The organism is Pseudomonas sp. 05N36, assembly GCF_056397385.1.
Window position 1 is genome coordinate 318,122 of sequence record NZ_JBFTNH010000004.1, and the last position, 19,053, is coordinate 337,174.

Below are 19,053 nucleotides of genomic sequence, written 5' to 3' on the forward strand. Positions count from 1 at the left end.
TCGCGCTATCTCGAGCGCGGCGCCGATCTTGCGCTTGGCGTTCGCCATAAGCGCTTCTGTTTTTCGTTTAATGTCCCCGGCCAGCGTAGCTTGTATTTCGAGTTGCGCCGGTAATTAGGGCGACGTTTCTAAATATTGATTCTATGAATAGTTGCACATGCATCCGCGTGTTGCAGGTCTTCGTGGTACGGATATGACTGCAAAGTCGAGTGATAACCCGTCTTTTGGGCGATTGACAATTGTCGGAAATTCCGTGAAGGTGGCGTACCCAAATCAAACGGGCGTATGAATTGAGCGTTTGTATTACAGACGGCTCCTACAGAATCCCGACTATCGCGTTGGCGGGTGTGCCTGGTGGAATGGCATTAGCATCGACGGTAACGTCCATGCCGAGCCAGAACGTCAGCGTCCGACGTGTACTGTTCAGCTTCCATATCGTGGAGATCAGTTGATGATTTACGAAGGTAAAGCCATCACGGTTAAGGCTCTTGAAAGTGGCATCGTCGAATTGAAATTCGACCTCAAGGGTGAGTCCGTCAACAAGTTCAACCGTCTAACCCTGAACGAGCTGCGTTCGGCCGTAGACGCCATCAAGGCAGATGCGTCGGTCAAGGGTGTGATCGTCAGCAGTGGCAAGGACGTATTCATCGTCGGTGCCGACATCACCGAATTCGTCGACAACTTCAAGCTGCCGGATGCAGAGCTGGTTGCTGGCAACCTCGAAGCCAACAAGATTTTCAGCGATTTCGAAGACCTCAATGTTCCAACCGTGGCCGCGATCAACGGCATCGCTTTGGGTGGCGGTCTGGAAATGTGCCTGGCGGCGGACTACCGCGTCATGTCCACCACGGCCAAGATCGGTCTGCCGGAAGTCAAACTGGGCATCTACCCAGGCTTCGGCGGTACCGTTCGCCTGCCGCGGATCATCGGTGCCGACAACGCCATCGAGTGGATTGCCGCTGGTAAGGAAAACCGTCCGGAAGACGCGCTGAAAGTCGGCGCAGTCGATGCGGTGGTCGCTCCAGAGAAGCTGCAGGAAGCAGCCCTGGAGCTGATCAAGCGCGCCATTTCCGGCGAGTTCGATTACAAGGCCAAGCGTCAGCCGAAGCTGGAAAAGCTCAAGCTGAACGCCATCGAGCAAATGATGGCTTTCGAAACCGCCAAAGGTTTTGTGGCTGGTCAGGCTGGTCCGAACTACCCGGCACCGGTTGAAGCGATCAAGACGATCCAGAAAGCCGCGAACTTCGGTCGCGACAAGGCTCTGGAAGTTGAAGCCGCCGGCTTCGTCAAACTGGCCAAGACCTCTGCTGCGCAGAGCTTGATCGGTCTGTTCCTGAACGATCAGGAGCTGAAGAAAAAAGCCAAGGCCTACGACGAAATCGCCAAGGACGTGAAACAGGCTGCCGTACTCGGCGCCGGTATCATGGGTGGCGGTATCGCTTATCAGTCGGCGTCCAAAGGCACGCCAATCCTGATGAAGGACATCAACGAGCACGGTATCGAGCAGGGGCTGGCGGAAGCCGCGAAACTGCTGGTTGGCCGCGTTGATAAAGGCCGCATGACCGCAGCCAAAATGGCCGAAGTGCTCAACGGCATTCGTCCAACCCTGTCCTACGGTGATTTCGGTCACGTCGATCTGGTGGTCGAAGCCGTTGTCGAGAACCCTAAGGTCAAGCAAGCGGTATTGGCTGAAGTCGAAGACCAGGTCAAAGAGGGCACCATCCTCGCGTCGAACACCTCGACCATTTCCATCAGCCTGTTGGCCAAGGCCCTCAAGCGTCCGGAAAACTTCGTCGGCATGCACTTCTTCAACCCGGTGCACATGATGCCGCTGGTTGAAGTCATTCGTGGCGAGAAGTCCAGCGAGCTGGCCGTTGCCACCACCGTTGCCTACGCCAAGAAAATGGGCAAGAACCCGATCGTCGTCAACGACTGCCCGGGCTTCCTGGTCAACCGCGTTCTGTTCCCGTACTTCGGCGGTTTCGCCAAGTTGGTCAGCGCCGGTGTGGACTTCGTCCGTATCGACAAGATCATGGAAAAGTTCGGCTGGCCAATGGGTCCGGCGTACCTGATGGACGTGGTCGGTATCGACACCGGTCACCACGGTCGCGACGTGATGGCTGAAGGCTTCCCGGATCGTATGAAAGACGACCGTCGTTCGGCGGTGGACGTGCTCTACGAAGCCAAGCGCCTGGGCCAGAAGAACGGCAAGGGCTTCTACGCCTACGAGACCGACAAGCGCGGCAAACAGAAGAAAGTAGCCGATCCGTCGGTACTCGAAGTGCTCAAGCCAATCGTCTTCGAACAGCGTGAAGTGACCGACGAAGACATCATCAACTGGATGATGATCCCGCTGTGCCTGGAAACCGTGCGTTGCCTGGAAGACGGCATCGTCGAAACCGCTGCCGAAGCCGACATGGGCCTGGTCTACGGTATTGGTTTCCCTCCATTCCGTGGCGGTGCACTGCGCTACATCGACGCAATCGGTGTTGCAGAGTTCGTTGCCCTGGCTGACCAGTACGCTGATTTGGGCGCGCTGTACCACCCGACCGCGAAGCTGCGCGAGATGGCCCAAAACGGCCAGAGCTTCTTCGGTTAAGCGCCCACACTAGAGCGAGAGTGAAATTATATGAGCTTGAATCCTAGAGACGTCGTGATTGTCGACTTCGGTCGTACTCCGATGGGCCGCTCCAAGGGCGGCATGCACCGCAACACCCGCGCCGAAGACATGTCGGCGCACCTGATCAGCAAATTGCTGGAACGCAACGTCAAGGTCGACCCGAGCGAAGTCGAAGACGTGATCTGGGGCTGCGTGAACCAGACCCTGGAGCAGGGCTGGAACATCGCCCGCATGGCGTCCTTGATGACTCAGATCCCGCACACGGCTGCCGGCCAGACCGTCAGTCGCCTGTGTGGCTCGTCGATGAGTGCATTGCACACCGCAGCGCAAGCGATCATGACCGGTAATGGTGACGTGTTCGTGGTTGGCGGCGTCGAGCATATGGGTCACGTGAGCATGATGCACGGTGTCGATCCGAACCCGCACATGTCGCTGTACGCGGCGAAAGCCTCGGGCATGATGGGCCTGACCGCTGAAATGCTCGGCAAAATGCACGGCATTACCCGTGAGCAGCAAGATGCCTTCGGCGTGCGCTCCCACCAACTCGCCCATAAAGCGACGGTGGAAGGCAAGTTCAAAGACGAAATCATCCCGATGCAGGGTTACGACGAGAACGGTTTCCTGAAACTGTTCGACTACGACGAAACCATCCGTCCGGAAACTACCCTGGAAAGCCTGGCGGCGTTGAAGCCGGCGTTCAATCCAAAGGGTGGCACCGTGACAGCCGGTACTTCGTCGCAGATCACCGATGGTGCTTCGTGCATGATCGTGATGTCGGCGCAGCGTGCACAGGACCTGGGCATCCAGCCGATGGCGGTGATCCGCTCGATGGCAGTGGCAGGTGTGGATCCGGCGATCATGGGCTATGGTCCAGTACCGGCGACACAGAAAGCACTGAAGCGTGCAGGTCTGGGTATTGCCGATATCGACTTCTTCGAACTCAACGAAGCTTTCGCTGCACAGGCCCTGCCAGTGCTGAAAGATTTGAAAGTGCTCGACAAGATGAACGAGAAGGTTAACCTGCACGGCGGCGCGATCGCCCTGGGCCACCCATTCGGTTGCTCCGGTGCACGTATCTCCGGCACGCTGCTCAATGTAATGAAGCAGAATGGCGGCACCTTCGGTGTATCGACCATGTGCATTGGCCTCGGCCAGGGCATTGCCACCGTTTTCGAACGCGTTTAAGCGATTCGTCGACGGAAGCCGGGGCCAAGTGCCCCGGTTTTTGTTTTTCTGAAGATTTTTTTTGTTTTTTATTTCAAGTGATTTGAGTGAGGGCCAGACCATGCCGATACAACCAGGGCTCTACCAGCATTACAAAGGTCCGCAGTACCGCGTATTCAGTGTTGCGCGGCATTCCGAGACCGAAGAAGAAGTGGTCTTCTACCAAGCCCTGTATGGCGATTACGGCTTTTGGGTGCGTCCCTTGAGCATGTTCCTGGAAACGGTCGAAGTTGACGGCGAACAGGTCCCACGCTTTGCTTTGGTGCAGGCCGAACCAAGTCTTTTTTCAAGGCCATAAGCTGAGCGCGCGCAGAACCCTGCGCTTGACCTCACCTTGTTGCCACTATATATAGCGGTGCCGCGTCAGGCGCCAACCGCCTTTCACTTCTAGAATTCAGGAATTTTCTGATCCATGGGCAAATCGCTGGTCATTGTGGAATCCCCGGCTAAGGCCAAGACCATCAACAAGTATCTGGGTAACCAATACGTGGTGAAGTCGAGTATCGGCCATATCCGAGACCTGCCCACCAGCGGTTCGGCTAGCGCCAGCAAAGAGCCTGCTGCCAAGCGTGGCAAGGCTGCTGCTGGTGAAGCGCCGGCGCTGTCGCCTAAAGAAAAGGCGCGCAAGCAGCTGGTCTCGCGCATGGGTGTCGATCCCGATCATGGCTGGAAAGCCAAGTACGAGATCCTCCCGGGCAAGGAAAAGGTCATCGAAGAGCTGCGCCGGCTCGCCAAAGATGCTGACACCATCTATCTCGCAACCGACTTGGATCGCGAGGGGGAAGCCATTGCCTGGCACCTGCGCGAAGCCATCGGTGGTGATGACAGCCGCTACAAGCGCGTGGTGTTCAACGAAATCACCAAGAAGGCGATTCAGGAAGCCTTCTCCCAGCCGGGCGAGCTGGACATCGATCGGGTCAATGCCCAGCAGGCGCGTCGCTTCCTCGACCGCGTGGTGGGTTACATGGTTTCGCCGCTGCTGTGGGCCAAGATCGCTCGCGGTCTGTCTGCTGGCCGTGTGCAATCGGTAGCCGTGAAGCTGGTGGTGGAGCGTGAGCGCGAAATTCGTGCGTTCAACCCCGAAGAGTATTGGGAAGTTCACGCTGACCTCGGCACTGCCAAGGGCGCCAATGTGCGTTTTGAAGTGGCCCGTGAAAACGGCGAAGCCTTCAAGCCGCTCAACGAAGCCCAGGCCATGGCTGCGCTGGAGAAGCTCAAGGCTTCCAGCTACACCATCGCCAAGCGCGAAGACAAACCGACCAGCAGCAAGCCGTCGGCACCGTTCATCACGTCCACCCTGCAACAGGCTGCCAGTAACCGCCTGGGCTTCGGCGTGAAAAAAACCATGATGATGGCCCAGCGTCTGTACGAAGCTGGCTACATCACTTACATGCGTACCGACTCGACCAACCTCTCGGCTGATGCCGTGGCGATGGCGCGTACTTATATTGAAGGTGAGTTCGGCAGCAAGTACCTGCCGGAAACACCGAACGTCTACAGCAGCAAGGAAGGCGCGCAAGAAGCTCACGAAGCGATTCGTCCTTCTGACGTGAATACCGATCCAAGCAAGCTGTCGGGTATGGAGCGTGATGCTGAGCGTCTCTACGAGCTGATCTGGCGCCAATTCGTCGCGTGCCAGATGCTGCCTGCGAAATACCTGTCGACCACCGTCAGCGTCGCTGCCAGCGGCTTCGAGCTGCGCGCCAAGGGCCGCATCCTGAAGTTCGACGGTTACACCCGCGTCATGCCGCAAATGGCCAAGCCAGGCGACGACGATGTGTTGCCGGACATGGCGCAGGGCGATGTGCTGAAGCTGATCAAGCTTGATCCAAGCCAGCATTTTACCAAGCCGCCGGCGCGTTACTCGGAAGCGAGCCTGGTCAAGGAAATGGAAAAGCGCGGTATCGGTCGTCCTTCGACCTATGCGGCGATCATTTCGACCATCCAGGACCGCGGTTACGTCGCGCTGCACAACCGTCGTTTCTACTCGGAAAAGATGGGTGACATCGTCACCGAGCGTCTGTCTGAAAGCTTCTCGAACCTGATGGACTACGGCTTCACCGCCGGCATGGAAGAGAACCTCGATGACGTCGCCCAGGGTGGGCGTGACTGGAAAAACGTGCTGGACGAGTTCTACGGCGACTTCAAGAAGAAACTCGAAGTAGCCGAGGGCGCGGAAAACGGCATGCGTGCCAACCAGCCGGTCATGACCGACATCCCGTGCCTTACCTGTGGTCGTCCGATGCAGATTCGTACCGCATCGACTGGTGTGTTCCTTGGTTGCTCGGGCTACAGCCTGCCACCAAAAGAACGCTGCAAGGCCACTGTCAACCTGGTGCCGGGCGATGAAATCGCTGCGGACGACGAGGGTGAGTCGGAATCTTTGGTGTTGCGCGGCAAGCATCGCTGCCCGATCTGCAGCACCGCGATGGACGCTTACCTGCTGGATGAGAAGCGCAAGCTGCACATCTGCGGTAACAACCCGGATTGCGCAGGCTACGAGATCGAAGAAGGCAGCTATCGCATCAAGGGCTACGAAGGACCGAGCCTGGAGTGCGATAAGTGCGGCAGTGAAATGCAGTTGAAGACGGGTCGTTTCGGCAAGTTCTTCGGATGCACCAACGCGACCTGCAAGAACACCCGCAAACTGCTGAAGAGCGGTGATGCGGCGCCACCGAAGATGGATCCGGTGAAGATGCCCGAGCTCAAGTGCGAGAAGGTCAACGACACCTACATTTTGCGTGACGGTGCTTCCGGGCTGTTCCTGGCGGCGAGCCAGTTCCCGAAAAACCGCGAGACCCGTGCTCCGCTGGTGATCGAGATCGTGCCGCACAAGGATGAGATCGATCCGAAGTACCACTTCCTCTGCGAAGCGCCGAAGAAGGATCCAGATGGTCTCCCCGCGGTGATCCGTTACAGCCGCAAGACCAAGGAGCAATATGTGCAGACCGAGGTCGAGGGCAAGCCTACTGGTTGGAAGGCGTTCTACGACGGCGGTAAGTGGGTGGTTGAAGACAAGCGCGTTGCCAAGTAACCGGGCAATGTGATGCAAAAGGCCGCATGCGAACCCCCGGGTTTTCATGCGGCCTTTTGTTTTTTGCTTGCGGTCAGCTTGTCCGATCCATGACACTGTCAGACCTGCATCACGCGCCTTATTTCGTTGTGGAGACTGCCGTCATGGCCTTTGAGCTCTATACCCGTACCAATCAGAAAATTTACTTTGCCGGTCTGTCGCTTGAGGCGCTGGCCCGAGCGGAAGAGGGGCGGGCGATGAACTCCCTGGCGCTGATCCAGGCCGGGCGTGAGTCAGCGTTGTTTCATTTGTACGGCGCTCTGCTGGGCCTGTGTCATGAAATTGCCGGTTTCTACCGCTTGCCTCAGGCCAATGCACCGCGAGCGGAATTGCTGCTGACTCGGGAAGTGCTCGAAACCATCGCTATTCCGGAGATGGCGGAGATGGTCGAGTTGGCGAACAATCCTGAAACCTGGCTGGCGAAACTTCTGGCTGCCCATGCCGCACTGTTTCAGCCGCCACGCGTGCCACACAAGCCGAAGGGCGATGTGACCCAGCCGCTGATCATGGCGGTTAACCTCGATGAGGAAGAGACGCCTGAAGAGTTGAGTCGAGAAGAGCTGGAAAGCTGGCGCCAGAACCTCAAAGAACTGGCGATTCGGTTTCGCGAAGGGTTGAATGAGTGCTGAGTCTCTGTCCTGAATGCTGAGCGTTCAGGACAGGCCATGGATCAGGGATGATCTTCAGCATCGGTTTCGGTGATGTGCATCCGGTCAAGATCCCGAGCGAAGCTGCGCTGATGACTATATAATCCCCGCCTTTCGTGGAGAACAGACCTTTATGCCAACGTCCTTTCTAGAAATTGTCGAACTGCCAGACGGTCGTATTGAACTGCGCAGAGCTGAGGACGAGGGTTCTCTGGTGACTTTGGACTTCTCTGAAGACGCCAAGGCGTTCCTGCAKGGCCAGCACGTTGAAGTCGCCAAGGCGATGTTGAGCGTGGGTGTGCAGATGGCTGGACGCTTGGTTGAAGGCGAATTCGACAAAGAAGAAGGGCCGCGGATTCTTCATTGATTCCGTTCGTCGGCTTTCCGTAGGGCATCATTTCATATCAAGGTTACAGATTGGCTTCTCTGTCCTGGAGAAGCCCTGCGCCTTCAGGTGCACAGTGCGTGTCACTTAGCCCAGCCGAATATTCAGACTTTGAGCATCCCCGGTACGGGCGGCGCTGATCAGCTGTTGGCGCGCGCTGGAGCTCAACGGGTTCAGCCAACTCACAACGGTGTGACTGCGGCCCAAGCGCAAGGCTTCGCAAGCCAATTGCTGGGCGCTTTGTGTTCCCCGTGGTTGCAGCAACAGAATGCGTTCGCGGTTCAGGCCGGCATCTCGCAGCCAGGCTTGAGTCAGGCTGGCAGGCGGAGCGATCAGCGTCAGCCAGCGAGCGTCCTTGTCCTGGCTCAGCTCTCTGAGGATGGGGGCCAGAAGGTTCAGGCAGCTCCCAGCCGCACCACGCAATGACAGCTCACTGAACACTTCGGGTTCCGCGCTCCAGGGTGTCTCGACCACGTCTTTGAGAATCGGCGCCAATGGCTGTGCCATGAACGCTTCGAACAGCGGAAGTTGTGTGTGCTGTGGTGTGTGAGGGAACTGCATAACGCCTCCTTTAGCGGCGAATGACGCCGACGCTCAAGCCTTCGATCACCAGGTCCTGATCTTTCAGGTTCACTTCAATCGGGGCAAACTCGGGGTTTTCGGCAATCAGCCAGACCTTGCTGCCGTCGCGCTTGAAGCGCTTGACGGTCACTTCGTCGCCGATCCGCGCAACCACGATCTGGCCGTTACGGGCTTCGCGCGTGGTGTGCACGGCGAGCAGGTCGCCGTCGAAAATCCCCACGTCCTTCATGCTCATGCCGTGAACACGCAACAAATAGTCGGCGCGTGGATGGAAGAAGGAAGGGTTGATGTTGCAGGATTCTTCGATGTGCTGTTGAGCGAGAATCGGAGCGCCGGCAGCAACCCGGCCAATGATGGGCAGGGTGGACTCGTCGGCCTTGGCTTCGAAGCCCGGGATGCGAATGCCGCGTGAGGCTCCGGGCGTCATTTCGATTGCGCCCTTGCGTGCCAGTGCCTTGAGGTGTTCTTCAGCTGCATTGGGCGACTTGAAGCCAAGCTCCAGGGCGATTTCTGCGCGGGTCGGCGGATAACCGTTGTCTTCGAGGCAACGTTTGATAAAAGCCAGAATCTCAGCTTGGCGTGGCGTCAGTTTTAGCATGTCGATCGCTCTGTCTTTTTATACAGTGACTGGGATTATATACAGTGGAGTGGTCTTGGCAATCCTCCTTTTTTATCCGACCGCTGGACGGTCGGTTTGAAGATCGTCTGCTCGCAGTCTGTAGGACTGGCTACAGCTCCCGACTTGTATGGTTAAATAGCTGACCGACCGTTCGCAAAACGAACAGGCAGGCTTGACAAGGCCCAGGCTGAAACGTATGTTTCAAACAAGTGTTTGTCAGGCGGAGTAGCCATGGCCCAGTCGGAAACCGTTGAACGCATTCTCGATGCTGCCGAGCAGTTGTTCGCGGAAAAAGGTTTTGCCGAAACCTCATTGCGGTTGATCACCAGCAAGGCTGGGGTCAATCTGGCGGCGGTGAATTATCATTTCGGCTCGAAGAAGGCCCTGATTCAAGCGGTCTTCTCGCGTTTTCTTGGGCCTTTCTGCATCAGCCTCGATCGTGAGCTGGAGCGCCGTCAGGCCAAGCCGGACAGCAAGCCGAGCCTTGAAGAGCTGCTGGAAATCCTCGTCGAACAAGCCCTCGTGGTGCAGCCACGCAGCGGCAATGACCTGTCTATCTTCATGCGCCTGTTGGGGCTGGCATTCAGCCAGAGCCAGGGGCACTTGCGGCGTTACCTGGAAGACATGTACGGCAAGGTATTCCGTCGTTACATGTTGCTGGTCAATGAAGCCGCACCGCGTATTCCGCCTATCGAACTGTTCTGGCGCGTGCACTTCATGCTCGGCGCAGCGGCATTCAGCATGTCGGGGATCAAGGCCTTGCGCGCTATCGCCGAGACCGATTTCGGGGTGAACACCTCGATCGAGCAGGTGATGCGTCTGATGGTGCCGTTCCTGGCCGCTGGCATGCGCGCAGAAACCGGCGTAACCGACGAGGCCATGGCGTCGGCCCAGTTGCGTCCTCGCAGCAAGTCGGCACCCGTCGCCGCCAAGGTTTAACGGCTCACGGGTGGGCGCGGCCGCTTACATCCGCTAAGCTAGCCGCCCATGCCGACTCTCGTTTCAGACCCGCTCGATTTCTCTTTTACCGACCGCGTTCCGCCGGGCATCGCCCTTGGCGGCGAAGTCGTGTGTCTGCATCGGGCCGGGCTCTTCAAAGATGCGCCGCGCGCGCTTTTCGTTATCAAGGAATTTCTATGACTGCTGGCCTGCAAGGCTCGTTGATGGTGGACGTCGCCGGTACCTGGCTGACGGCTGAAGATCGCCAACTGTTGCGTCAGCCCGAAGTGGGCGGCCTGATCATTTTTGCGCGCAATATCGAGCATCCGCGTCAGGTTCGTGAGTTGAGTGCGTCGATCCGCGCGGTGCGTCCCGACCTGCTGTTGGCGGTGGACCAGGAGGGCGGCCGGGTGCAGCGCCTGCGTCAGGGCTTCGTGCGTCTGCCAGCCATGCGGGCGATTGCTGACAACCCGAACGCCGAATACCTGGCCGAGCAGTGTGGCTGGATCATGGCGACTGAAGTGCTGGCCGTGGGCCTCGACTTGAGCTTCGCCCCGGTGCTGGACCTCGACTATCAGCGCAGTGCCGTGGTCGGTACCCGTTCGTTCGAAGGTGATCCGGAACGTGCGGCCTTGCTGGCGGGGTCGTTCATTCGCGGCATGAACAGCGCCGGCATGGCGGCTACCGGCAAGCACTTCCCTGGCCATGGCTGGGCGGAGGCCGATTCGCATGTCGCGATTCCGAATGACGAGCGCAGTCTCGAGGAAATCCGCACCAAGGACCTCGTACCGTTCGCACGCTTGAGCAAGCAGCTGGCGGCGGTGATGCCTGCTCACGTGATCTACCCGCAGGTTGACTCGCAGCCCGCCGGCTTCTCACGCCGCTGGTTGCAGGACATCCTGCGTGGCGAATTGCAGTTTGACGGGGTGATCTTCAGTGACGATCTGTCGATGGCCGGTGCCCACGTGGTCGGCGACGCCGCCAGCCGGATCGAGGCGGCACTGTCTGCAGGTTGCGACATGGGGCTGGTATGCAATGACCGTGCGGCCGCCGAGCTGGCACTGAGCGCAGCTCAACGCCTGAAGGTCACGCCGTCTGCACGCATCGCGCGGATGCGCAGCCAGTCGTTCGCCAGCACCGATTACCGGCAGGACCCGCGTTGGCTTGTTGCCCTTGGCGCGCTCAAAGATGCCCAACTGATTGATTAAGGACTTTTTGCAATGACGGTTTACGCGATTATCGGTGGCACCGGCCTGACCCAGCTCGAAGGCTTGAGCATTCGCCAGTCATTGGCTCTGGACACGCCGTACGGCGCACCATCGGCCGAGATCCAGGTCGGTGAATACGCCGGACGTGAAGTGCTGTTTCTCGCCCGTCACGGCCATCCGCACCGTTTTCCGCCGCATCAGGTGAATTATCGGGCCAACCTGTGGGCATTGAAGCAGGCAGGCGCGCAGGCGATTCTGGCGGTCAATGCAGTCGGTGGGATTCATGCCGCCATGGGCACCGGGCATTTCTGCGTGCCTCATCAATTGATCGATTACACCAGCGGTCGCCAGCACACCTATTTTGCCGATGACCTGGAGCAGGTCACCCACATCGATTTCAGCTATCCCTACAGCGAACCATTGCGCGAGCAGTTGATTGCGGCGTTGGCGGCTGAAGGCTGTGCCTACAGCAGTCACGGTGTGTATGCCTGCACTCAGGGCCCACGGCTGGAAACCGTTGCCGAGATCGCCCGTCTGGAGCGTGATGGCTGCGATATCGTCGGCATGACCGGTATGCCGGAAGCGGCGTTGGCTCGCGAACTGGAGCTGGATTATGCGTGTCTGGCGCTGGTGGTGAACCCGGCGGCGGGCAAGTCGACGGCAGTGATTACCATGGCTGAAATCGAGCAGGCGCTGCATGACGGGATGGGCAAGGTGAAGTCGACATTGGCGCGGGTGTTGAAGGGCTGAGTATCCGTTACACCGAGTCGACCCCATCGCGAGCAGGCTCGCTCCCACATTAGATCAATGTGTGCCGAGAATTTTATGTCGTTATGCGATCCCGGGTGGGAGCGAGCCTGCTCGCGATGGCGATTTCGCAGTCGCCGCTAAATCTTCGATTTGTCCGGCAGCGGCGCAAACAACGCCTCAATATCGTCGCTCTGCAGCTTCCAGTCCCCGGTCGAGCGCCCATCCAGTACGCCAGCCGCGAGGTCGGACTTTTCCTTTTGCAGGTGCTGGATTTTCTCTTCGACGGTACCGCGAGCAATCATCTTGTAGACGAACACCGGCTTCTCCTGGCCTATCCGGTAAGCGCGGTCGGTGGCCTGGTTTTCCGTCGCCGGGTTCCACCACGGATCATAGTGAATCACTGTGTCGGCTTCCGTCAGGTTCAGGCCAACACCGCCTGCCTTCAGGCTGATCAGGAAAATCTGACGCTTGCCGCTCTGGAAATCTTTCACCGGCGTGCGTCGATCGCGGGTTTGCCCGGTCAGCAGTGCGTAAGCGATGCCGCGTTTATTCAGCTCGTCTTCGATCAGCGACAGCATCGAGGTGAACTGTGAAAACAGCAGGATCTTTCGGCCTTCTTCGAACAGTTCCTCAAGCATCTCCATCAGACTGTCGAGCTTGCCCGAGGTGCTGCCGCGCGTCGGCAGGGCGGCCTCATTGACCAGCCGCAGGTCGCAGCACACCTGCCGTAGCTTGAGCAACGCTTCAAGAATGATGATCTGACTGCGCGCCACGCCTTTGCGGGTGATCTCGTCGCGGACTTTCTTGTCCATGGCCAGGCGCATGGTTTCGTAAACGTCGCGCTGCGCCTCGTTGAGCTCGACCCAATGGACGATCTCGGTTTTCGGCGGCAGTTCGGTGGCGACCTGTTCCTTGGTTCGACGCAGCAGGAACGGTTTGATCCGACCGTTCAGGTGTTGCAGTCGTACGTCGCTGGCGCGTTTTTCGATCGGTACGCGGTAATCGCGATTGAAGCTTTTGACGTCGCCGAGCCAGCCGGGCAGCAAGAAGTGAAACAGTGACCACAGCTCGCCCAGGTGATTTTCCAGCGGCGTGCCGCTCAGGCACAGGCGCTGGCGGGCATTGAGCTCCCGCGCCGCATGAGCGGCCTTGCTGTTGGGGTTCTTGATGTATTGCGCTTCGTCGAGCACCAGCACGTGCAATGGCTGCGCTGCCAGGCGTTCGACATCCTTGGGCAGCAGCGCGTACGTGGTGAGGATCAGGTCGTATTTGGCCAAATGCTCGAAGTGTTTTTTACGTCCGGTGCCATACAGCGCCAGCACGTTGAGTTGCGGAGCAAAGTGCGCCGCTTCGTCGAGCCAGTTGGGAATCAGGCTGGTGGGCATTACCACCATGCACGGCCGGTCCAGGCGGCCGGCGTTTTTCTCGGTCAGCACATGCGCCAGGGTCTGTAGGGTTTTGCCCAGGCCCATGTCGTCCGCAAGGATGCCGCCGACTTCCAGTTGCCGCAGCGACTGCATCCAGCTCAAGCCTTCAAGCTGATAGGGCCGTAATGTGGCGTTCAGCCCTTCGGGTGCCTCGGTGGTGTAATCCTTGATGTCACGCAGGCGCTGGGCGAAGGTGCGGATATGCTCGCCACCTTCCCAAAGCAGGGGCATGTCTTCCAGCGGATTCAGGCGGATGGCATCGGCGCTGCTCAGTCGCAACCGGGTTTCGCCGGGCTCTTGCAGGTAAAACTCGCCAAGGGTCGCCAGTACCGGCTTTAAACGGCCGAGCGGCAGCGCGACCTGCAACGGGCCGTATTCGGAGTTCGGACGGTGCGGGATGTTCACCAGGATCAACTCATCGTCGCGGCGTCTGGCCAGGCGTTCCGGGTTGAGAATCTCGGTGTGCGAGCGCATCAGGTTCAGCAGGATCGGCAGCAGGCTCAGGCGCTCGCCATTGACGATAATCCCCAGCTCCAGATCAAACCAGTCGCGCTCCGGTGCTTCTTCGACCGTGGCGTACCAGTCATCGACCGCCGTCAGGTCAAAGCCGAAGTCTTCGTCAATCTGCAGCTCCCAGCCTTGGGTGCGCAACTTGGGCAGCTCATTGAGGGTGAACGTCAGCCAGGCGCTGTCGTTGACCATCTCGTAAAGTTCGCCAGCGCTTTCCGGCAAGGCTTTGCTTTGGCGGGTCGCCACTCTGAATCCGAGGATTCGCAGCTGTTCCCGGTAGGCTTTTTCGACGTCTGGCTGGCGTTTGATTCGTAGCGTTTGCTGTTCCTGTCGGATCAGGATGTCGGCATTTTTCTGCCCGCTGACGTATTCATCCAGATAGTTGAACGACAGCGCGGCACGGTGCTGGATATAGCGCTGCATTTTGCCGTTGCGTGGTTCGAACGCGCTGAACTCGATGCTCGCCAGCCACAGGCGCGGCACCGGTTGCACGTTGTCCACCAGCAGTTGTGGCAAAGGTGCGGGCGTACGGTTTTCAAGCACCGCCTGAAGTTTTTCCAGCAGCTCGGCGTCTTTGGTGGCGGCCGGGTACTCAAGGGTTTCCTGGACTTTGAGCAGCACTGCAGCGCAATGCTTGCAGTTGACGCGCACCGGGCAACTGCACGTTGCATCGACCAGTAACAGAGTGCCTTTGGTGGATTCGCGCAGCGTAATGGTCTGGCGGTAAACATTGCCGCCAGAGCCTTCGCAACTGGCGGTGATGGTGCTGTCGCCGGCCTCGACGATCCTGACACGATTTTCCAGTGCGTAGCGGCGGCCACGCTCCAGACTTTGTTCCTTGAATCGGCTGACCCATGAGGGGGCCAGGGGTTTGCTCAGGTTTGCGGGCATGGGGACTTCAATCAGTCCGGGAGAACGTCAGGGACTGGCGAACGCGCAGGTGCGGTCAGCGAAGTGATTTTGATCAGCAGCGCCAGGTGGCCGTTGTCGAGGTAGTTGAGCTGACCGTTTTTGGTGTGGCTTTGCTGCTTCAGGCGTTCGCTGGCGGTAACCCGGCCATAGCCATCGAACTGGTTGACCCAGAAGTTCGCGTCGACGTCGGTGAAGCGCCCGAGCTTCAGGTTCAGCGTGCCTTCGATCGGGAACTGGCCGAATTGCGCCTTGCCATCGCTGATCGAGATTTTTTTCGCGTCCTCGCCAAGACTCTGTTGCCAGGCCTTGTGCAGCAGCACCGTGTAATCGCCGCTGGCGCGCAGCTTTTCAGCCTCGGCATTGAGGCTTGGGGTGCGCAGGCTGTCGGCACTGATCGGCCGTGCACCGGCAGCCCAGTCTTCCGGCGCGACGCGGCTGACAATGGCCGGCACGGCGTTCTGGCGGAACAGGATCATTTCAACCTGATACAAGCTGTCGGCAAACGCCGCCGGGGTAACGAGGGTCAACAACAGGGTCAATGAGCGAAACAGGCGCATGCGGCGTCCTTCAAGCAGATTTTGGAGTGAGGTGCTCAAACAGCGCCTCTACTGTATTAAAGCGCTCTTCCGGGCGCTCCATCGGCACCATGAATTTGAACATCGTGGCGCCTTCGAATTTGTAGCGTTTGGGTTGGCCCTGGATCAGTTTGATCAGCACCAGCGGATCGACCGGCGTTTGTGCGCCGAACTCGATACGACCGCCTTGCGGGCCGCCGTCGACTTTCTTGATCCCCAGTTGCTCGGCCTGCAGTTTCAGCAAGGTCATGCGCACCAGGTTCTTGGTCGGTTCCGGCAGCAGGCCGAAGCGGTCGATCATCTCCACTTGCAGGTCCTTGAGGCCTTCCTCATCGGTCGCCGACGCGATGCGTTTGTAGAGGATCAGTCGTGCGTGGACGTCCGGCAGGTAGTCTTCCGGGATCAGCGCCGGCAAGCGCAGGTTGATTTCCGGGCCACCACCCAGCGGTTGATCGAGGTTTGGCTGCTCGCCCTTGCGGATGGATTTCACCGCGCGTTCGAGCATTTCCATGTACAGGGTGAAACCGACCGCCTGGATCTGCCCGCTCTGCCCGTCGCCCAGCAGTTCGCCGGCGCCACGGATTTCCAGGTCGTTGGTGGCCAGTACAAAGCCTGCGCCGAGGTCCTGGGTATTGGCGATCGCTTCCAGGCGTTTTTCCGCGTCTGGCGTGATCTGTTGGCGCGGCGGTGTCAGCAGGTAGGCGTAAGCCTGGTGGTGACTGCGACCGACGCGGCCACGCAATTGGTGCAGCTGCGCCAGGCCGAACTTGTCGGCACGCTCGATGATGATGGTGTTGGCGCTCGGCACGTCAATGCCGGTCTCGATGATGGTCGAGGCGATCAGCACGTTGAAGCGCTTGTGGTAGAAGTCGCTCATCACCTGTTCGAGTTCGCGCTCGCGCATCTGTCCGTGGCCGATACCGATCCGTGCTTCTGGCACCAGCTCGGCGAGATCGGCGGCGCATTTCTCGATGGTTTTCACATCGTTGTGCAGATAATAGACCTGGCCGCCACGCAACAGCTCGCGGAGCAGGGCCTCTTTGACCGTGCTCTTGTTCTGTTCCATGACGAAGGTGCGTACCGACAAACGTCGCGCTGGTGGCGTAGCGATGATCGACAGATCGCGCATGCCCGACACCGCCATGTTCAGCGTGCGCGGAATCGGTGTGGCGGTCAGGGTCAGGATGTCGACTTCGCTGCGCAGGGCCTTGAGCTGTTCCTTCTGACGAACACCAAAGCGGTGTTCTTCGTCGATGATCACCAGTCCGAGGTTTTTGATCTTTACGTCGTCTTGCAGCAGTTTGTGCGTGCCGATGACGATGTCGATCTTGCCCTCGGCGAGGTCGGCAACGGCGGCATTCACTTCCTTGGTCGACTTGAAGCGGCTCATCACTTCCACGGTCACTGGCCAGTCGGCGAAGCGGTCGCGGAAGCTGTTGTAGTGCTGCTGGGCGAGCAGGGTGGTCGGCACCAGAATCGCGACCTGACGGCCGCCGTGCACGGCAATGAATGCCGCGCGCATCGCCACTTCGGTCTTGCCGAAACCGACGTCGCCGCAGACCAGCCGGTCCATCGGTTTCGGCGCGAGCATGTCTTCGCGCACTGCGTCGATGGTGGTTTGCTGGTCCGGGGTTTCTTCGAACGGGAAACCGGCGCTGAAGGTTGCGTAATCGGCTTTCGGATCGGCGAAGGCATAACCTTCGCGGGCCGCGCGGCGAGCATAGATGTCGAGCAGTTCGGCGGCGACGTCACGCACCTGTTCGGCGGCTTTGCGTTTGGCTTTCTGCCAGGTTTCGGAGCCGAGGCGGTGCAGTGGCGCCAGTGCATCGTCGCTGCCGGTGTAGCGGGCGATCAAATGCAGGTTGGCCACCGGCACATAAAGCTTGGCGCCCTCGGCGTATTCGAGGGTCAGGAACTCGGCGGCCTGGTTTTCGATTTCCAGGGTCGCGAGGCCCAGGTAACGGCCAACGCCATGATCGATATGCACCACCGGTGCGCCTTCGCGCAGCTCGGTGAGGTTTTTGATCACGGCATCGTTATTGGCGTCGGCGCGTTTCTCGCGGCGACGGCGCTGCATCACTCGCTGACCGAACAGCGGGCTTTCGGCGATCAGTGCCAGTGCCGGATCGTCCAGTACCAGGCCTTCGTCCAGCGGTGCGATGGTGATCGCCAGGCGTTCTTTACTGGCGACGAAGTCCGGCCAGCTGTCGACGGTTTTCGGTCGCAGCTTCAGGCGTTCCAACAGTTCCAGCAGCACTTCGCGGCGACCGGCCGACTCGGCGGTAAACAGCACGCGACCGGAAAACCCATCAAGGAAATTCGACAGTGCTTCCAGCGGCTGATTGGCCTTGGCTTCGATGGCCAGGTTCGGCAACGGTGTAGCGGGAAAACGTTCGCGGCCGACACCGGTTTCGACGTCTTGCTGGCTGGCAACTACCCGCGGCCAGCTCTTGAGGCGTGCGAAGCAGTCTTCCACCGGCAGGAACAGCTCGGCCGGCGGCAACAATGGCCGGGATGGATCGACGCGGCGCTCTTCGTAGCGGTTGCGCACGTCGTTCCAGAAATTTTCCGCCGCCTGTTCGATGCCCGGCAGGGAAAACACCTGGGTGTCCTGTGGCAGGTAGTCGAACAGCGTCGAGGTTTCGTCGAAGAACAGCGGCAGGTAGTACTCGATACCGGCTGGTGTAATCCCGCTGCTCAGGTCCTGGAAGATCGGGCAGCGCCGGAAATCGACATCGAAGCGCTCACGGAAGCGTGCCTTGAAACGGGTCACGGCTTCCTTTTGCAGCGGGAATTCTTTGGCGGGCAGCAGCCGGACCGATTCGACCTTGTCGATGGAGCGCTGGTTTTCCGGGTCGAAGGTACGCAGGGTCTCGATTTCGTCATCGAACAGGTCGATGCGGTAGGGCAGTTTGCTGCCCATCGGGAACAGGTCGATCAGCGCGCCGCGTACCGCGAATTCGCCGTGCTCATAAACCGTGTCGACACAGCGATAGCCGCTGGCTTCCAGTCGCGTGCGCATTTGCTCGACGTCGAGCTTCTGGCCGATATCCAGCACCAGGCTGCTGCCGAGCAGGAACTTGGTGGGGGCCAGGCGATGTAGGGCGGTGGTGATCGGCACTACCAAAACGCCATGGCTCAACTCGGGCAGCCGATACAGGCTGGCGATGCGCTGGGATATGATGTCCTGGTGCGGCGAGAACAGGTCGTAAGGCAGGGTTTCCCAGTCCGGGAAATGCAGCACCGGCAAATCGGGGGCGAAGAAACTCAGCTCCTGTTCCAGCCGTTCGGCACTTTGGCTGTCGGCGGTCAGTAGCAGGGTAAAGCGCTTGGCAGCGCTGGCGGCCTCGGCAATGGCCAGGCTCAGGGCGGCACCGGGCAGGTTGCCCCAGTGCTGTTTACCTGCCGCGGCAGGGAGAAGCGGTAGACGCAGAACGGGCACGGAAGGTTGAGCTCCAGCGTTGCGACAAAGTCGGTAATTGTAGCGGGCGAAGGTGCCGGCTGTCAGTTGCAGACTACCGTCGACGAAAGGAAAAGCATGTTGCGATAGGCGTGCATTGCTCCGCAGACGACTCGGCGGCA

At 59.3% G+C, this 19,053-nt stretch carries 15 protein-coding genes; 10 read left to right on the forward strand and 5 right to left on the reverse strand.

Annotated features, from left to right (window positions below; translation table 11 throughout):
* The first annotated feature begins 451 nt into the window (after positions 1-451).
* The 6 genes from fadB (at position 452) to AC1DIH_RS08165 (ending at position 7,931) form a co-directional block, all read left to right on the forward strand.
* On the forward strand, positions 452-2,599 hold the full coding sequence (gene fadB, locus AC1DIH_RS08140; RefSeq protein ID WP_477771304.1) for a fatty acid oxidation complex subunit alpha FadB: 2,148 nt from the start codon (positions 452-454) through the stop codon (positions 2,597-2,599).
* Between the two features lie 30 nt (positions 2,600-2,629).
* Positions 2,630-3,805, forward strand: coding sequence for an acetyl-CoA C-acyltransferase FadA (gene fadA, locus AC1DIH_RS08145; protein WP_019692749.1), 1,176 nt, complete (start codon positions 2,630-2,632; stop codon positions 3,803-3,805).
* 100 nt (positions 3,806-3,905) lie between these two features.
* Positions 3,906-4,142 (forward strand): DUF1653 domain-containing protein, encoded by a 237-nt coding sequence (locus tag AC1DIH_RS08150; protein ID WP_477771305.1) that lies wholly within the window; start codon positions 3,906-3,908, stop codon positions 4,140-4,142.
* A 114-nt stretch (positions 4,143-4,256) separates the two neighbouring features.
* Complete coding sequence (gene topA / locus AC1DIH_RS08155; RefSeq protein WP_477771306.1) at positions 4,257-6,878, forward strand: type I DNA topoisomerase; 2,622 nt, start codon at positions 4,257-4,259, stop codon at positions 6,876-6,878.
* 143 nt (positions 6,879-7,021) lie between these two features.
* A complete protein-coding gene (locus AC1DIH_RS08160) occupies positions 7,022-7,546 on the forward strand; it encodes a DUF6586 family protein (RefSeq protein WP_477771307.1) in 525 nt (174 codons plus the stop codon).
* A 151-nt stretch (positions 7,547-7,697) separates the two neighbouring features.
* On the forward strand, positions 7,698-7,931 hold the full coding sequence (locus AC1DIH_RS08165) for a hypothetical protein (RefSeq protein WP_477771308.1): 234 nt from the start codon (positions 7,698-7,700) through the stop codon (positions 7,929-7,931).
* 105 nt (positions 7,932-8,036) lie between these two features.
* On the opposite strand, the gene sulA is transcribed toward AC1DIH_RS08165, so the two are convergent.
* Together sulA and lexA are read right to left on the reverse strand one after the other, a co-directional pair.
* A complete protein-coding gene (gene sulA / locus AC1DIH_RS08170) occupies positions 8,037-8,510 on the reverse strand; it encodes an SOS-induced cell division inhibitor SulA (RefSeq protein ID WP_477771309.1) in 474 nt (157 codons plus the stop codon).
* 10 nt (positions 8,511-8,520) lie between these two features.
* Complete coding sequence (lexA, locus tag AC1DIH_RS08175) at positions 8,521-9,129, reverse strand: transcriptional repressor LexA (RefSeq protein WP_019692743.1); 609 nt, start codon at positions 9,127-9,129, stop codon at positions 8,521-8,523.
* Between the two features lie 252 nt (positions 9,130-9,381).
* Between lexA and AC1DIH_RS08180 the strand changes: the two genes are divergently transcribed.
* The 4 genes from AC1DIH_RS08180 to AC1DIH_RS08195 are packed head-to-tail and all read left to right on the forward strand — an operon-like array spanning position 9,382 to position 12,047.
* The gene (locus AC1DIH_RS08180) at positions 9,382-10,089 is read left to right on the forward strand and encodes a TetR/AcrR family transcriptional regulator (RefSeq protein WP_054593186.1); all 708 of its coding nucleotides are present in this window, start codon (positions 9,382-9,384) and stop codon (positions 10,087-10,089) included.
* 48 nt (positions 10,090-10,137) lie between these two features.
* Positions 10,138-10,290 (forward strand): hypothetical protein, encoded by a 153-nt coding sequence (locus tag AC1DIH_RS08185; protein ID WP_477771310.1) that lies wholly within the window; start codon positions 10,138-10,140, stop codon positions 10,288-10,290.
* 8 nt (positions 10,291-10,298) lie between these two features.
* Positions 10,299-11,297 (forward strand): beta-N-acetylhexosaminidase, encoded by a 999-nt coding sequence (gene nagZ / locus AC1DIH_RS08190; protein ID WP_477771342.1) that lies wholly within the window; start codon positions 10,299-10,301, stop codon positions 11,295-11,297.
* A 12-nt stretch (positions 11,298-11,309) separates the two neighbouring features.
* Positions 11,310-12,047: an S-methyl-5'-thioinosine phosphorylase gene (locus AC1DIH_RS08195; protein ID WP_103315332.1), complete on the forward strand. Its 738-nt coding sequence runs from the start codon at positions 11,310-11,312 to the stop codon at positions 12,045-12,047.
* Positions 12,048-12,184: 137 nt separating this feature from the next.
* Here AC1DIH_RS08195 and AC1DIH_RS08200 read toward each other — a convergent pair whose 3' ends face one another.
* The 3 genes from AC1DIH_RS08200 to mfd are packed head-to-tail and all read right to left on the reverse strand — an operon-like array spanning position 12,185 to position 18,913.
* Entirely contained in the window at positions 12,185-14,875 is a 2,691-nt protein-coding gene (locus AC1DIH_RS08200) for a DEAD/DEAH box helicase (RefSeq protein WP_477771311.1), read from the reverse strand.
* Positions 14,876-14,886: 11 nt separating this feature from the next.
* Positions 14,887-15,453: a CsiV family protein gene (locus AC1DIH_RS08205; RefSeq protein ID WP_477771312.1), complete on the reverse strand. Its 567-nt coding sequence runs from the start codon at positions 15,451-15,453 to the stop codon at positions 14,887-14,889.
* A 10-nt stretch (positions 15,454-15,463) separates the two neighbouring features.
* Positions 15,464-18,913, reverse strand: a complete 3,450-nt coding sequence (gene mfd / locus AC1DIH_RS08210) for a transcription-repair coupling factor (protein ID WP_477771313.1) — start codon at positions 18,911-18,913, stop codon at positions 15,464-15,466.
* Positions 18,914-19,053 lie beyond the last annotated feature (140 nt).

Coding starts and splice junctions, on each gene's coding strand:
- fadB (WP_477771304.1), top strand. CDS start 452: ATGATTTACGAAGGTAAAGCCATCACGGTTAAGGCTCTTGAAAGTGGC.
- fadA (WP_019692749.1), top strand. CDS start 2,630: ATGAGCTTGAATCCTAGAGACGTCGTGATTGTCGACTTCGGTCGTACT.
- AC1DIH_RS08150 (WP_477771305.1), top strand. CDS start 3,906: ATGCCGATACAACCAGGGCTCTACCAGCATTACAAAGGTCCGCAGTAC.
- topA (WP_477771306.1), top strand. CDS start 4,257: ATGGGCAAATCGCTGGTCATTGTGGAATCCCCGGCTAAGGCCAAGACC.
- AC1DIH_RS08160 (WP_477771307.1), top strand. CDS start 7,022: ATGGCCTTTGAGCTCTATACCCGTACCAATCAGAAAATTTACTTTGCC.
- sulA (WP_477771309.1), bottom strand. CDS start 8,510: ATGCAGTTCCCTCACACACCACAGCACACACAACTTCCGCTGTTCGAA.
- lexA (WP_019692743.1), bottom strand. CDS start 9,129: ATGCTAAAACTGACGCCACGCCAAGCTGAGATTCTGGCTTTTATCAAA.
- AC1DIH_RS08180 (WP_054593186.1), top strand. CDS start 9,382: ATGGCCCAGTCGGAAACCGTTGAACGCATTCTCGATGCTGCCGAGCAG.
- AC1DIH_RS08185 (WP_477771310.1), top strand. CDS start 10,138: ATGCCGACTCTCGTTTCAGACCCGCTCGATTTCTCTTTTACCGACCGC.
- AC1DIH_RS08195 (WP_103315332.1), top strand. CDS start 11,310: ATGACGGTTTACGCGATTATCGGTGGCACCGGCCTGACCCAGCTCGAA.
- AC1DIH_RS08200 (WP_477771311.1), bottom strand. CDS start 14,875: ATGCCCGCAAACCTGAGCAAACCCCTGGCCCCCTCATGGGTCAGCCGA.
- AC1DIH_RS08205 (WP_477771312.1), bottom strand. CDS start 15,453: ATGCGCCTGTTTCGCTCATTGACCCTGTTGTTGACCCTCGTTACCCCG.